Source organism: Photobacterium sp. SKA34 (assembly GCF_000153325.1).
In the GTDB taxonomy this organism is placed as follows: Bacteria; Pseudomonadota; Gammaproteobacteria; order Enterobacterales; family Vibrionaceae; genus Photobacterium.
Genome location: NZ_CH724141.1, coordinates 1,054,980 through 1,070,283 on the forward strand (window position 1 = coordinate 1,054,980; position 15,304 = coordinate 1,070,283).

General features: G+C 29.5%; 9 protein-coding genes. 2 read left to right on the forward strand and 7 right to left on the reverse strand.

What is annotated here, in order from left to right; translation table 11 throughout:
* Positions 1-240: 240 nt before the first annotated feature.
* From SKA34_RS06210 to SKA34_RS06230, 5 genes are all read right to left on the reverse strand, one after another.
* Positions 241-1,818 (reverse strand): S8 family peptidase, encoded by a 1,578-nt coding sequence (locus SKA34_RS06210; RefSeq protein ID WP_039859761.1) that lies wholly within the window; start codon positions 1,816-1,818, stop codon positions 241-243.
* A gap of 699 nt (positions 1,819-2,517) precedes the next feature.
* Positions 2,518-3,681 carry a Card1-like endonuclease domain-containing protein gene (locus SKA34_RS06215; RefSeq protein WP_005366922.1) on the reverse strand — a complete coding sequence of 388 codons (1,164 nt, stop codon included), beginning with the start codon at positions 3,679-3,681 and terminating at the stop codon, positions 2,518-2,520.
* Positions 3,682-4,151: 470 nt separating this feature from the next.
* The gene (locus SKA34_RS06220; RefSeq protein ID WP_006644648.1) at positions 4,152-5,489 is read right to left on the reverse strand and encodes a 2-hydroxycarboxylate transporter family protein; all 1,338 of its coding nucleotides are present in this window, start codon (positions 5,487-5,489) and stop codon (positions 4,152-4,154) included.
* A gap of 408 nt (positions 5,490-5,897) precedes the next feature.
* Positions 5,898-6,494, reverse strand: coding sequence for a cysteine dioxygenase family protein (locus tag SKA34_RS06225; protein WP_006644649.1), 597 nt, complete (start codon positions 6,492-6,494; stop codon positions 5,898-5,900).
* A 218-nt stretch (positions 6,495-6,712) separates the two neighbouring features.
* Positions 6,713-6,994, reverse strand: coding sequence for a hypothetical protein (locus tag SKA34_RS06230; RefSeq protein WP_005366925.1), 282 nt, complete (start codon positions 6,992-6,994; stop codon positions 6,713-6,715).
* Positions 6,995-7,551: 557 nt separating this feature from the next.
* Between SKA34_RS06230 and SKA34_RS06235 the strand changes: the two genes are divergently transcribed.
* Positions 7,552-8,808 carry a hypothetical protein gene (locus SKA34_RS06235; RefSeq protein WP_039860025.1) on the forward strand — a complete coding sequence of 419 codons (1,257 nt, stop codon included), beginning with the start codon at positions 7,552-7,554 and terminating at the stop codon, positions 8,806-8,808.
* A gap of 888 nt (positions 8,809-9,696) precedes the next feature.
* On the opposite strand, the gene SKA34_RS06240 is transcribed toward SKA34_RS06235, so the two are convergent.
* The gene (locus SKA34_RS06240) at positions 9,697-10,227 is read right to left on the reverse strand and encodes a hypothetical protein (RefSeq protein WP_232284231.1); all 531 of its coding nucleotides are present in this window, start codon (positions 10,225-10,227) and stop codon (positions 9,697-9,699) included.
* A gap of 497 nt (positions 10,228-10,724) precedes the next feature.
* On the opposite strand from SKA34_RS06240, the gene SKA34_RS06245 reads away from it, so the two are divergent.
* Positions 10,725-11,933, forward strand: a complete 1,209-nt coding sequence (locus SKA34_RS06245) for a mechanosensitive ion channel family protein (protein WP_006644652.1) — start codon at positions 10,725-10,727, stop codon at positions 11,931-11,933.
* Positions 11,934-12,443: 510 nt separating this feature from the next.
* On the opposite strand, the gene SKA34_RS06250 is transcribed toward SKA34_RS06245, so the two are convergent.
* Positions 12,444-13,289, reverse strand: coding sequence for a hypothetical protein (locus tag SKA34_RS06250; protein ID WP_232284232.1), 846 nt, complete (start codon positions 13,287-13,289; stop codon positions 12,444-12,446).
* Between the last annotated feature and the right edge of the window lie 2,015 nt (positions 13,290-15,304).

A 15,304-nucleotide genomic window follows, 5' to 3' on the forward strand; every position in this document is an offset into this window, starting at 1 on the left:
ATCCTCAATTTATTTTTATTGTGATAATTAATTTATTTTTATGATGCGGAATAGGGTAGGTAAATAAAGACTTCATACATTGAAATCTCCATTCTTTAATTTATAAAACTTAAAAAAGATAACCAGCAAGTAGCTGGTTATCTTTTTATATTTGATTGAATAGATATAGGAGGTATATTTAATGCTAATATTGTCATTAAATGAAAATTGGAATATATAACTAAACTGATACCAAACTTGTTAGTAATTAGCCTGTAGAGATAGATCTCGATAATCACTAAAAGCGTTTAGCATGATATAGTAGCGTCCTTTTTTTGTACTATTTATGGTACAAGTTTCGTTATTTTGTGTGCGATAAGGTCGACAATCCCACTCATGGCGTTCTGGTTTTTTTCCAAATCGTACATATAAATCTGCATCACCTTCTCCACCAATGGTTTGAACGGTCAATGGTCGTCCAGCTTCAACATCAACATAAAAGTAGCGTTTGTTATGTTGACTATCACTGAGCCCTTTTAATGGTAAGCCAGAAATTAACTCTCGTAATGGCACCGGTTGTGGTTTTGGTTCACAGTTATCAAGACATTCAATGTCTGATAAAGCATACAAAAAGTGATTGGCTGTGTCACGAGTATCGAAAACTTTATTGATACTGGCTCTTTTGGTTAGTAATAACGAGATGTTATTTGGTGTTAAGTTTCTATTTTCTTGGAGATACATTGCTGCGACACCAGCAACATGAGGAGTGGCCATGGAGGTGCCGCTGATCGTTCTATAGCCTCCGTCATACCAGGCTGAAGTGATTTTTGAACCGGGTGCAAATATATCAACACAATTTCCCCAATTAGAGAATGTTGAGCGAGAATCCGAGCGATTTGTTGATCCTACTGTTACACCACTAGTGACACGAGCGGGCGAAGCATTACACGCATCTTGATTATCGTTACCTGCAGCCAAAAAGAAACTAATTCCTGATTGTATGGCATTTTCTACAGCTTTATCTAGGGCTAATGACTGTCCACCCCCAAGGCTCATATTGGCAATTGAAGGACCTGAAGCGTTAGCCGTAATCCAATCAACTCCAGCAATAACACTTGAAATAGTTCCAGAGCCTGAGCAATTAAGTACTCTTACTCCGACAATATTGACGTTTTTAGCAACACCGTATCGTTGACCGCCTATCGTACCTGCTACATGAGTACCGTGACCATTACAGTCAGTTGTATCAGTATCATTATCGATAAAGTCAAACCCGGATGTTGCGCGGCCGCCAAACTCTATATGTTCGATATTTACTCCAGTATCGATAACGTATGCAGTGACGCCGGTTCCATCGAATAATGGAGAGTAGTTATTATCTAAAGGTAAATACCGTTGATCGATACGATCTAATCCCCATGTAGTGTCGCTTGTTATTGATTCCGTCGAAATTATAGGATCGATGGTTATTTTCTTATCTTGTTCAATAAAATCAATACGTGGATCGTGCCTAAGTTGTTCTATTTGTTGAACATTAAGATCTGCAGTAAAACCACTAATCGAATGGTTAAAAATACTATCGCTTGTAATAGAGAGTGACTCAGATAGAGCGGTCACTGTATTGTTAGTAAACGATTGTATTGATTGTGTATCACTTCGTAGCGATTTGGGGTGCTTAAACACTACGATAAATCGTTCTTTGATAGCGTTTTCATTGGTATGTAAAATCAAAGGTGCCCTAGATTGTGAAGAGCTATCTTCGCTAGGGGATGCATAGGTGGAATTCGCCTGAATACATAACAAAGAGGAAATGCATAAACTAATTATTTTCTTCAACATAAAAATTCCTAAAAAAAAATGTATTACTTACTTTAGGTAGCCAGTTTTAAGTGTCATTTAAATAAGTCAAACTGGTATGATGCTGTACGCAACTTAATTTAATGTAGTTTTAAAAAAATGCTTACAATGTATTGATGTAAATAAATACATCTATGACTTAGTACAAATTAAGATGTCATAAAAATGTAAACATTAATTTTGTAGCTATGATCTAATTCGAGGATTAAAGAGAATATTTTATGTCATTACATTTTATTATTTTATGAAAAATACTAATAGTTTTATAAAATGCACGCATAAGAAGCAGACGTTATAGGAAAGTAGAATTTTTGGTCTAAAAAATTCTACTTTTTGTAGTTATAAATCGTAACTTTAGAACTTCATGTAGCGTTTATATATTAGAACTAAGGGAGGAAATGATAAAAATAATATTATTTTTTGTATTGCCATATTAAAGTTAATAAATATTATGTATAGGTAGTTGATATTGTAATTTTATGGGAATAAAAAAAGATTTTTAAATTTATTATATATTCTTAATATAGAAAAAGTTTTTTATATTAAGTATTCTGTGAAATACTTACTACTAAAAATAAGCTGCACTAAAAGGATTTATTCCAAAAAATAAGGCAAAAAAAGCAGCACTATCTCACAGTTTACTCTTTTATTTCTAACGAACTTTCAATCCACGATAACGATTTACTCCGTTATATCTATTTTACCACCTGCGCCTTTTAGCCAATCGTATAGGTGCTTTTGTAAATCACCTAATTGATTAGGACCAATGATAGCTAGACCTAAATCTTGGGCGCGAACTAAGTCTTGATGGCGTAGTGGGCGGAAACTTACTAGCATTGCACGGGCTCGTAAACCACCTAGAAGGTCACGCAGTGATTCCAGTTTGTATAACGCATCATTACCATCGTCCCGCATGCCTTTAGTTTTACATTCGATGATATGTAGTTTGTTATTAACGATAGTTGCTACATCCAATTCATTACGAACCTCATGCTCACCGATCTTACGGTAAACTTGTACACCTAATGAGTGATCTTGGATTGTTGGTAGTTCGTTTTGAATCATACGTACAGTACTATGAACAAGATTTTCTAACCATTCGCCATTAGCAAATCGACGCGCTTGTTCGTGTTTGAACGTTAGAACACCATTGTTGTATGTGGCTAAGCCTGTTTTTTCTAAATCTGTTAATAGTGAACCGAGCTCTTTGTAGCCTTGCTGTTTTTTACTGAGCTTTATATGAAGAACTTGCTCTTTACGACAGGTGGTGGCTAGATAGTTTAAGGTCGCTAAACCAGGGCCTAATTCAAAGGCTGAACTTGCCCAGCGTTGTCCTAATACCCAAAGCTCTGGATTCAAGGATTCTGTAATGGGGTATTTTGATAGCTCACAATGAGCACCGAAAATAGAGAGGTAATCGGTAAGTTGAATGTGAGCTTTAACTTGTTGTTCGCGATCTGTTGGGTATAGCCAGCACATTTCGTCACTATAAGGTTCGATAACGTAAATTGGCCATTGGTAAGAGCGGAATACTTCGTAAGCAGAAAGTAGATGGTGGCGTATGCCGCAACTTGCGTTAAACCAAACATCACAACCAGTTTCTTTTAACTGTTTGGCTAGTTGGTGAATTTTGTCCCGAATGTGGGCAATGTTGATTACGTCTGGAATAATAAAGAATTCAACATCAATGTGTTTTGGTGTCAATATAGCAGCTAAGCGGTCGTATTGCTCTCGTTGAACTTCAGTCCCGATAAATATCACTTTTTGAGTGAGGACTGTTTCACTTATCAAGGGGGTGATCAAACGGACGGGGTCCTGATCAATAATACCAACATGAATAATCATAATAATCCTTAATGCGCTAAATTCTTATAAGGCTATATTTTATGAGTGCATTAATTAATGAGAAGTGAATAAATAGAGCCTTATCACATTTAAACGTGTTACATGAGGACACGGATAACCAATCTAACCATCCTCTCGGTACATCAAGCTTTAGATACTTTTGAGTTCACTTGTCCAGCGGTAATAGGAACATTGTATTTTCAATAAGGTCAGTAGTTATATGATGAATTGGTTGCGTTGAACTTTATCCCTCATCTTTAATCACAGACATAAAAAACAATAAGCTTGAAACAATCTGATGATATTAAGACTAAGCTTCTGTTTTGGAGTGAATATATAAATGGTCAATCGTTATATTAGCCTAATCGTCTGTTAGAAAAAGAATACATAAAATTATGAGGCCATACAGCATTTTGTTTGTGGCCTCATTGTGTGGAATAAATCTCTTGGGTGTAGGCTCTAGGTTATGACTAGAATAGGCCGAATAAAATACTTGATATGATGAGAGTAATCCCTCCACCTAGTCTTGATGATATTTGAGCATAAGAAATCAGACTAACACGATTTGAAGCTGTGAGAACTTCAAGATCACCAGATCCTCCTCGATTAGCCATACATAATCCAGCCGTTATAGCAGCATCAATAGGATAAAATCCCATTATCCAACCACCTAATGCTGCACCAATTACTGCACCGCATACTATGAAAGCAGCTATGATAACGTTTGTAAACGTAAGAGCTAAAAAAAGAGAATCCAGATCAGTATGTGCTATACCAACACCTACCATCAAGATCCAGAGTAAATGTTCGGTAAAAAATATACCTAGACGTTTTGTACCTTCACAAATATTGTCGGGACAAATACCAATTATGTTTAACACAGCAGTAATAAGAACCATATATGCAAAAGTATGAATTTTAATACCCCAAAAGTTTGGCAGTATGTTCTCTGATAGTGCGTATGAAAATGCATAAATACAAGCTGTAATGGCTAATCCTATTGCGATATCACGAGATGTAATACTGGTTACAACTGCAGTTTGGATATTTAATTTAGATTTTCGTAATAGAGTATCATCACCGGTTAATGAAGGAAATATATTACCGAGAGTATTAAGGCAAGCCGCAAAAATAATTGCAACAGCGTTAGCAATGGTGAGTATGGCAATGGCAACAGAATAATAATGCTCTTTAGCATTACCTGTGACTGATTCGTATATTTCTGATAATGGAATAGCTCCAGCGCCATTGCCTCCGCTCATGATCGGTAGGACATAAAGCATCATGATCTCATCGATAGGGATATTAAATAGTATAGCACCCATAATTCCAAAAAATGATGCACCAATAATTGCAGCTATAATAGTTGGTATATAACCAATAAGTGATTTAAGAAGTAGAAATCTGTTAACGGATAAAATTGAGCTTGTAATTAGCACTGCGATGAAAAGGTCAAGAAGGTTTGTTTCTTTCATTATAGCAGTGACAATATTAACTTCATTTTGAGTTAACAATCCTTGTTGAACAAATAAAGCTGAAACTAAAAATATCAAAACTGGAGCACCACCGATGTATTTATTAAAGAGCGGTAGTCGATTGCCAATTTCACCAAATATAGCACCAAGAACAAACATTAGGCTAATTCCTCCAATGATATTTTTGGGCAAAGAGTCTGTGATATGAACTATAAACATTAAAAATATCAGGCTAATGAATAAGATAAAAGGAATGCCAAAAATTTCAAAATTATAAAACGTTTTTAGAGATAATAAACTTTCTGTATTAAGTGATGATTTTTTTTGATTCATAATTATAATCCATAATAAAAAATGATTGATTTTAGCAAGGTGTTCAATTTAATTAAGATTTTTATTTTAAATTATATTTTAACTATCCATGATAATAGATATCGATGGTTTAAATTTTTGTATTCTATTTTTAGCACTATAAATAAGATCACCTAAGATGTTTAATGATTTTTTAATGAATAAAATGATCTACTTATTATTGAATAAATGGTTTTTATACATATTAACTCTATATTATTAAGGTAAATTAAAGAGAAAATAGAACAATAATATTTTATTTTAAAGAAAAATTATTATATCTTTTAGCTATTACATTGGCTTAAACCTTTTACTTTATTTATAAAATTAATGATTGTCTTAGGTACATAATATTTAATAAAAATTGATTAAGAAAAAATTGTAGATTGCCTAAATTTCGTAAAACCAAGAATATGAGTTTTCAGATGAAAACCAGCTTGTTTTAGCAGTTTCAAGTTGATATTGACGAAAGTTCTGTAAAGGAGGAGAATAGATATGTAACGTGATCAATTCTTTATAATTATCCTGTAGATTAGATATTTGATGAATGTCGTTATCGATACTCACTATAACATCCCACTGTTCATAGCACTCTGACTTAATTGCAAATATGTGTTGGTTATGTATCCGTACAAAAGTAGTTTCTATTGCTTGGCCAGAAAGTATTTTAACACCACAAATCGAACCTAAATGATCGTGGATTTTACTACGCTGTCCGTTCAACCAGCTTAAAATTAATACCTCACAATGTGCATTTTTAAATAAACGTTTACGACAATACGTATCTATTTCAAACTCTGCTAAGCTTCGTATCTCTTTTTCATCAATGTATAAATTTTCAAGAATATAACGAATGGTAGCCTTAGAAAGTGTTTTTTTTGTATGAGCAAGTTGGTTAATGATATCTTGGTAGCTTAACTCATTTTGATTACTAATTAATGATTTTAGGAATGTTTGGGATTCTTTATTATGCAAAGCTTTTTTCATATGACCTCTAAACAAAAGTGTTTAACTCAAATGTGATGCACATTAAAAATTATACAAAAACATGCTATATTATATGTGGTGAATGATAGTACTATTATTTTTCAATGCCTTTTATTATATAAACGTGTTAATAGTTTTAAAGAAATATCTGACGATTTCTTTATCATTAAATTTAATTTTGTGATTAGTAAAAGTTAGAGGTTTATAAAAAATTGTAATTAATTTTTATTAAAAGTAAACCAATTATTAGTGCCTGATAATGCTCCACGGTATTGGTAATGATTAACTCTCACGGCAGAAACCCATAATCTATCGTTTGTCGAAAGATAATTCGAAAAGTGATCAATTATATCTTTAGCTGTGTTATTTAAATTAACGGCCCACAATGAGCTCTGCACTTCATGTGCATTTAAATTTAGTAACTCTGCTTTTAATCTCTCATACTTTTCTGTTGAAACTTGTTTGTCTTTAATATCGAAAGCTAAAACAAAAATTGTCATTTCATTAACCTTATCATCCGAGAGAAGTCATTTTATAACTTAATAAAATGACAAAGGTAAAATTTATTTTTTTAATTTACTATATATGGATAGTCCTTCAATAGTATATTTCGCACTCAATAAAAACTGTTAACAATGCCACCTTTTTACATTCATTTTACATTTTTTTAATCACTTTCAAATTGATGAGTATTGTATTTGAGTTACATTTAACCCCGAAATAACCTCTGTTCTTATAAGTATAATTTTTTAATGAGGAGGGTTGAATTTATCTTATCAATAAAAAAAATTTATTGATAAGATAAATTTAACTTTATTAAAAATAAAAAAAATCTTTTTTTATTGTTTAATTTTTCATATGATTATAGAATCAAATTTTGTTATTAATGAGATGGTTTTGTGTAGAGTAATAAATTAAATTTTTGCGCGGCTGAATGTTATAATTCTAATTGAAATAAAATATTCTTTAATGTAGAGGAAAAGAAAAATATTATTCCTTAATAAGGAAAATATATTTAATTATATTTCTAATGATTAGAACTTCAAAAATAATAAATATGAAAATAAAAATGTGCTTAGTAACAGTAACTTTTGTTATACCAGCCTTTATTATTGTATTAGATTTTTTTCAAATTGATAAAAAATTTGATGTATTATTATGGAATGAGGATCATGAAAATTTAAGTAATAATACACAATATGAAAATTATTTTTTATGCTCACTTGAACTATTAACGCTTCAATTTCCCTGTATTCCCGAGGCGATAGAAGTTTTACCTAAAAACGTTGAATTAATTGAAACTGGGAAAAATGCAGAAATTACGTTTACTTCAGAAGAATTAACTTATTCTTCGAAGAGAGCACAATTACACAGTACTTTGGGTGTTACTAAAAGTATTTTGGGATTTTTAGGAGAGGGTAGGAGCACAGTTTCTGTAGGTAACTGGACAAATTATATTGTTACAACTTTTAAAGGTGAACCGATAACTTTACATGATCGATTTTGTCGCCTTATAGACCTAGCTGGTGTATGTAGAACCATTAAACGTGATGTAGGTAGTTTAATTATAGCCTCGCGTCGGTATCTAACTGCGCTAGGATCTAAGTATAGTTTTAAAGTTCAAGAAGATATAATTATTAAAAAAGAGGAAAAAGAAAAGCAATACTGGGAAAACTTATTTAAAGGTCAATATTTATTGTTGGATGAGTTAGCAAAAGGTTACGTCTCTGAGATCGAACAAAAATCACAGTATCATCAAAAACATACTGTGAGAACACAAAGCTATATTATTAAAACATTGATCAATTCAATCGAAGCTGAGGTACATAAAAGTTTATTTAAACTTCTTAGTACTTCTGGTCAAGAAGGAAAAGTATTTGGACCGTTAATTACCTATTCCTGCCGTGATGAAGCAGATGACTTGATGTCACTTTATGATGTCCAAGAGTCAGATAATGACCGACCAGTATCTACACCAAGTCAAGAGACAGCTAATCGATTTTTTTCAAGATTACATCGCTGTCATCAACATCAATTTGATTCTGTATTAGAAATTATGGATTCTTTTTTAAAAGATGAAGCATATAGTCATGAAGTAGAAAGCTTACATGATCTCTTTAATAAAGTTATAGTTTCTAAACGCTCTATCTTAGAGACAGCAAATCACAACTTAAATGAATTAAATTTAGCATTACAAGATGAGATTCTAGTGAATAGATTTTCACTTATTGATTATTTATTTGACTCGGGTGTTATTGAAAAAACACATTATCTATTTATTGAACAATCAGAAAAGTCTTCGTCTAACAATTGAGTTAAGTATTTCATGCATCCAGTAAATTAATATGTATTGATTCTTTAGTATGAGGTTAATTATCATGAATAAAAATATTTTGTTTTTTATGGTTTTAATTTTATCAAAACCAGATTTTATAATGGAGAGTAATTATAAAGAAACTTATTATTATAAGTGTTTTTTTAATCCAATAACCTGTTATTAAAAATTTAAATTCTTTATATTTAATTATGCCGTGATTTATTAATCACGGCATATTATTTTATCATTGATATTTTTAAGCGAGATTTACAAATTATCTATCATATATATTTCAGGTGGCAATAATATACCCTAGTAACTTTATTGCGGACATAGATTTAAAATATTTAGTAGGCTTGGAAAAATATAATAGATTGATAAATTCAAGTTCGCATAGTATAAAATAAATAAATTTATTATCTAGATATGGCTAAACGATATATAGTCATAAACTATTCTTGGTAACTAAAGTTAGTAAAAATATTTAATAAATAAGATTATACACCATAAAATTATTTTTATTTTAAACTTTATATTCAATATAAATCAGTTTGTTAAGGATAAGATTATACTTTTTTATGAATAAATTTTTTAATTGATTAATTTAGTTTTAAATTTCTCATTTTATATTAATATGATTTTGGAATAGAACTGATTTCATTAATTAATAGAATAAAATGATATGTATTTATAACAGACTTAATGTATAATTATTTATACGTATGAGAGTTATCTTTAAAAAAACCCTACCTGAAAGATAGGGTAAGATAAAATATTGATACTTTACTGGTTTCTATATACTCTATAATTAACGAATAAAAAATTGTGATAAGAATGGTAAGTGTAAGAAGTTTGTTATATTAATAATTTTACTTATATAACAAACTATATTAAACATATGGTTAATCCTGTATTTGTCTCATTAGGTAATCCTAATACTGTATTCACGGATACTTCTTCTCTCAGTTCGTTTAATATTTCTTGTGCTGATAGAACATGTCCAATCATGTTTTTAGATTTTATAGAAGTTTCGAGAATCTTTTTACCTCTGTAGATCTTTACTTTTTTATCTTCTTTTATTGCTCTACTACAAATAGCACGACAATAAAAGCGGTTAAATTCAGCCTCCGCTAACTGTAAAGCTTTTTCTTGAGGTGTTTTAGTCTTTATAAAACCGCCATTTTTCTTTAGCTTGTGGTATTTTTCTAAGAGGAATTTTTGACTAATGATATGATTTTCTAACCATATATCATCATGATTTTTTATTGCACAAAATAATGTTTTTTCCCATGCGTCTTCATAGCCGTATTTTAAAAATTCACTATAATAAACATTATCACTTTCTATATCCATGATAAGTTCACTTCTCATGTAACAGCGAGTAATTGTATCTAAATTTTTATAAAAAATTGCCATTTTCAGTCCATAAATATAGTCGTTTATCTAATATTAAGACAAGGAGTCACGAAGTTTAATTAAGATTATTTCAAAATATCTCGATGGTGTAGAAGATAAAATTTTAATTTTACCTTCATGTTTCTATTTCGATATTAAAAAAAGACTAGCTATCCAAAAATAAGGAAAGCTAGCCATGACTAATTTCGTCTAAGAGACATTTAACACAACGATATTTAATATAAGATATATATAAAAAATTAATAGTATTCTTTTATATTTATTTAAATCAAATCTTGTTAAGAAGACTTTACAACAATGATATCAATATTGAGATAGTTACAGTTCAAATATTTAGATCTCATTATTTTTATAGAAGGTTTAAATAAAACTTTTAATATTGTTTTAATTTTTCTGATTGTTACTTTTTAAACAAGATAACTGTTTTTTAAAATATAATTTATAAGTATGATTTTTGAAAATAAAATCAGTAAAGTATTTAAAAATAGAGATGAATCATGAGTAAAGATATTATAAATTTATTACAACAAAGATTTTATATTGATAGTGTTACTGCAAGTTATTTATCAGCAATGATAATATTTTTAACTATATGTTTTGTTAGTTTAATTTTAAACTATGTCCTTAAAAGATATATAGTTTCGTCACTTGAAAGAATAATTTCAAAAACTAAAAATAAATTCTTATCTACAATTATAAATCTTAAAATATTTAGAGTTCTTTCTCATATCGGTCCAGGTATCTTATTTTTTAAAGCTGCACCATTAATTTCTAGTGAAAAGCTACCACTTGAAAAGTTGGTAAAACTCATTCAAGTCATTTCAGAGTTATATTTATTATTCGTTGTAGTAATATTTTTATTCCGATGTGTTGATGTTTTAAAGAATTTACCGGCTAAAGTTAAATCACTTGAAAAGCAACCAATGCATGTTTACGTTCAAGTATTAAAGATTATAGTATCTATTTTTGCTATTATTTTATCTTTTTCTATTATTATAAATAAAAGTTTGTTATCCCTTATTGCTGGTATTGGCGCTCTTGGTGGGATCGGATTAATTATTTTTAAAGATTCGATTATGGGTTTAGTGTCGAGTATTCAAGTATCGCAAATGGATATGGTAAGAGTAGGTGATTGGATCACTATTCCTTCTCAACACGTTGATGGGGATATTATTGAATTGAATTTAAACACAGTGAAAATTAGAAATTTTGATAAAACGATAGCAACGATCCCGACGACATCCTTAACAACTTCTACTGTTCATAATTGGCGAGGGATGTCTGAATCAGGTGGACGTCGTATAAAACGTTCAATTTTTATAAACTTGGATACGATTCATTTCTGTACTCCTAATTTATTAAAAAAATTACAGAAAATTGATTTGTTGAGTAATTATTTTAGCCATAGCTGTTTAGATATAAAGACAAGTTATACTAATGTTGGATTATTTAGAAAATATATTGAAGAATATTTAAGATCTAGAAATGATATTAAGTTCGATTTTACCTTTTTAGTAAGAACATTAGAGCCAACCTCTACAGGCCTACCTATTCAAATTTATGTTTTTACTAATGATACCAACTGGATAAACTATGAGTCTATACAATCGGAAATTTTAGAGCATATTATATCTTCATTATCACTTTTTGAGTTAAAATCATATCAACATATATCTGGATATATTAATAGTGATATTAATTCTTAGTTAAATATTAATAATATAAATAAAGATGAATGTTAAATTAAGCCATCGTATAAATACGATGGCTTAAAAACATCCATGTTTGTGATTAAACTGATGATTACGAAGAGAAGTTATCTCTTCATAAATATAATATATATATTGGATAATAAATACTGTGAAAATTTTCACAAATTTTGTTCTTCGTTGAGATTATTTTGATAGTATCTTTTTAAATAACTTAGGAAAGAGGAATTAAACACGATGAATATATTAGGGTTAACGTTACGATTTTTATCGTTATAAAAACCATCGGTAGTCATTTATTTTTTGATTTAAACTATAGCAGGTTCAGAGTAAAAATGTTTAAATATAAAACTATGTGATTTCACCCTCCAATTGAATAATATCATCCAAAGTTATTTAGCTCGAGTATAACCATCTTCTATGACAACTTTATTAGTAGGGAGTGAATATTTTGAAAATATGTGTTTTTTTAATTAATTTATTTGATTTTTTATTGGCCTATAATATTTAATTCGATTTAATATGGATAAATGAACATAAGAAACACAATGTTGATAGTAAGTAAATCATAATTTTAATTATGACATTGTTTTTATTTTCAAATGAGATGTCTTTATTATCTTTTCTATTATTAAGTTTGTTTTCGATAAACATGACAGTTAGACCTTTAGAGTTCGCACTAATGAAATTATCAATTTCTCCTCTAATAAAAAAACAAATAACTGATTCACTGGGTATACCTAATCTTTTGACTTTATCATTATCATAAGAATTAATCATTGTATGTTCTGGTATGTTAGTTAATACCTTTAGTTGATTATTATTTTTAGAACGTAAATTTTTATATATTCCTGGTATGTTTTTTAGGCAAAGAGATGCTGATATCAAAGAACTATTTTCAATATGGCTTAATATTTGGGAGAAGACTTTTTTACTTAAATATATTGATATTTCGATACTATCGTAGTTTTCTTTTCTATGATAGCTTGGATTATAGTTAACAAAACCGTCTATATTACAATATTCTTTTGAATAAGTGTTTATTGGTGTTATAAATAATCTGATATTTTCAATATTTGAACTTTTTCCTACCATAACGTATTGATTTGATAAATTCAACTTATTGTCTTTACTTAACAAACCAGACTCTAATTGGGCAACAATTACCTTATTAAAAAAGTTGTTTTTATTGTTTAGTTCTTTTATCGATATGTCACCAAGAGTAAAAAAGTGAGTAGTGAAAAATGGAACAAGACTAGTTACTAGTTCATTAGTATTTTTAGCTAATTCTTTAAGGGCATACCTTTTATCGCTTTTTAAGTAAGCTATATTGAATTCAAAATCTGATTTCACTTTAAATTCCATTTTTAAATTAGATTTGATAATCGTTATCTTTTACACTTATTTTAAGAGCTAGTTAAATTAAATTTTTTCATCGTTACGATAAATTAAATTATTTGTTTTTTTATGTAAAAAGCTTTTTTTTTAATTAAATTTTTATTAAGGTACTATTATGTTTTTTTATTTTTATTTACAGAGAAATTAAATATTATACTTCTCAAATTTTGTTTTATTTTTTTTCAAATAAACCCCCTTTAATTTATAAATTTAAACCCTATCAATATTGTGGTATTTGATAGGGGAGTATCTTGGTTGCCATTATGGATAATTTACAGTGTCAGTTTGAAAGATGTCTAAAACATGCTTTAAGTTACTATGGTTATATTTCTTTGACCTCAATTGTTAATAGTCAATTGAGACATAGGAAAGAAGAAACTGACTTCCATTATAAACGTAACTTTGATTTTTTTCAGGTTGAAAAAAAAGATCCTATTATAACTCAGCAGTTTAAAGATTTACAAAATAAGAAGCTAATGATTAAAAAAACTAAACTAACTCAATCACTACCATGATTTTATAAATGATTGTTCTATAACACTGAACCCTACCATGTCGAAACAGTACAATTAAGCTTAATTATTATCGATAAAGTCTTTGTTGATTTTGGTTAAAACAATGTTTTAAATAATTTTTCGTGATTGATTTTTGACTGAATTTATTGAAATCAATATATGTTCGGCCTCTTTTTTATCACATATTAAAGCTTCTTAATATTTATCTAAATTGGTATTTAGGATGTTTTTTTTGAAGTCATTGAACGCTAGTATTATCAAAATTTGGATGAACATGAACTCACTACTGTAAGCCTAGAAGAGTTTTTTATGATGATATTATCAAAGGGCTTTTTTTAAGAATTGACCTTTACATTTTGGCTTAGAAAGTTTAATGCTACAAGTATTGATACATCTAATTATTCAATTTAGTCCTACTTTAAAGCACTATCATGTATTACAGATATCGTTGTCATTTTCCATAACTCGATTCTCGATAACAGTATAATTACTCTTACTACAATTATGACCACAAAGTAAGACAAAGTGCAGTTTGGCGAATTACAATATAGGATATCCTTAGGAAACTTAGGAGATGTATCAAAGGGGAATGGTTGTTATGATGAATACCTTTTTAACTAATAAGTAGTAAACATAAACATCAGCTAAATAATATCAGTGTTAGCGATAACTCTGTACGTAATCTATTACATTATTTAACGAAAATACCGCTCTAAATTTAGGGCGGTATTTCGCAGCTAAACTACATTTTTGGCATAGAAACTGAACTCACCGCCCATCCTTTGACGGCGAGTTGAGAGGTAAAGGATAAAAACCTCTCGTATTTTATTAAACAGCACGATTCATTAATATAAAGTGAACGGGATATTTTCGGAGATACTTTACGTTTCTCATAATGATAAAAAGTATATCTAAATATGTGTATCGTTCTCTCGGTCGACTATGGGCTCCTCAATGAATGCTCATTGAACTTAGTACTATGCGTATGCCAAGCGAAGCGTGTATTTTTATTCAAGCTGTTTATAACGAAAAATGTACCACAAACCTCAATTGAATTAATTACGAAAAAAGATGAACTTTTAGCAGAATAAAGCTTAGAAATAGCCTCTCCAAAGTCTCAAACTATTGATTTACAATATGGAGGTTGTAATAGCAGTCAACAACGTTGGTAGAATATTAGTATCATATCAGCACACGTTTTTGTGAGAGAGAGACGGCACAAATTTTAGTGCTTAAATCTAATAAGAGTAGAGAGTTAGTGCCTTGGCAAGTTGATTCTTGCCATGTAATAGTCCTCAGTACCTTATCCCTTGCAAAGCTTAAATATGCATTTCATTTGCAGCCATTTACAGAGCAAAAAACATTATTGTTAGTAAAACGTTAATCCATTATCAAACACATACAACCTTTGTATTCCGAATAAGATCTTATGTTTGGTAATAGTGAGACGAGTGG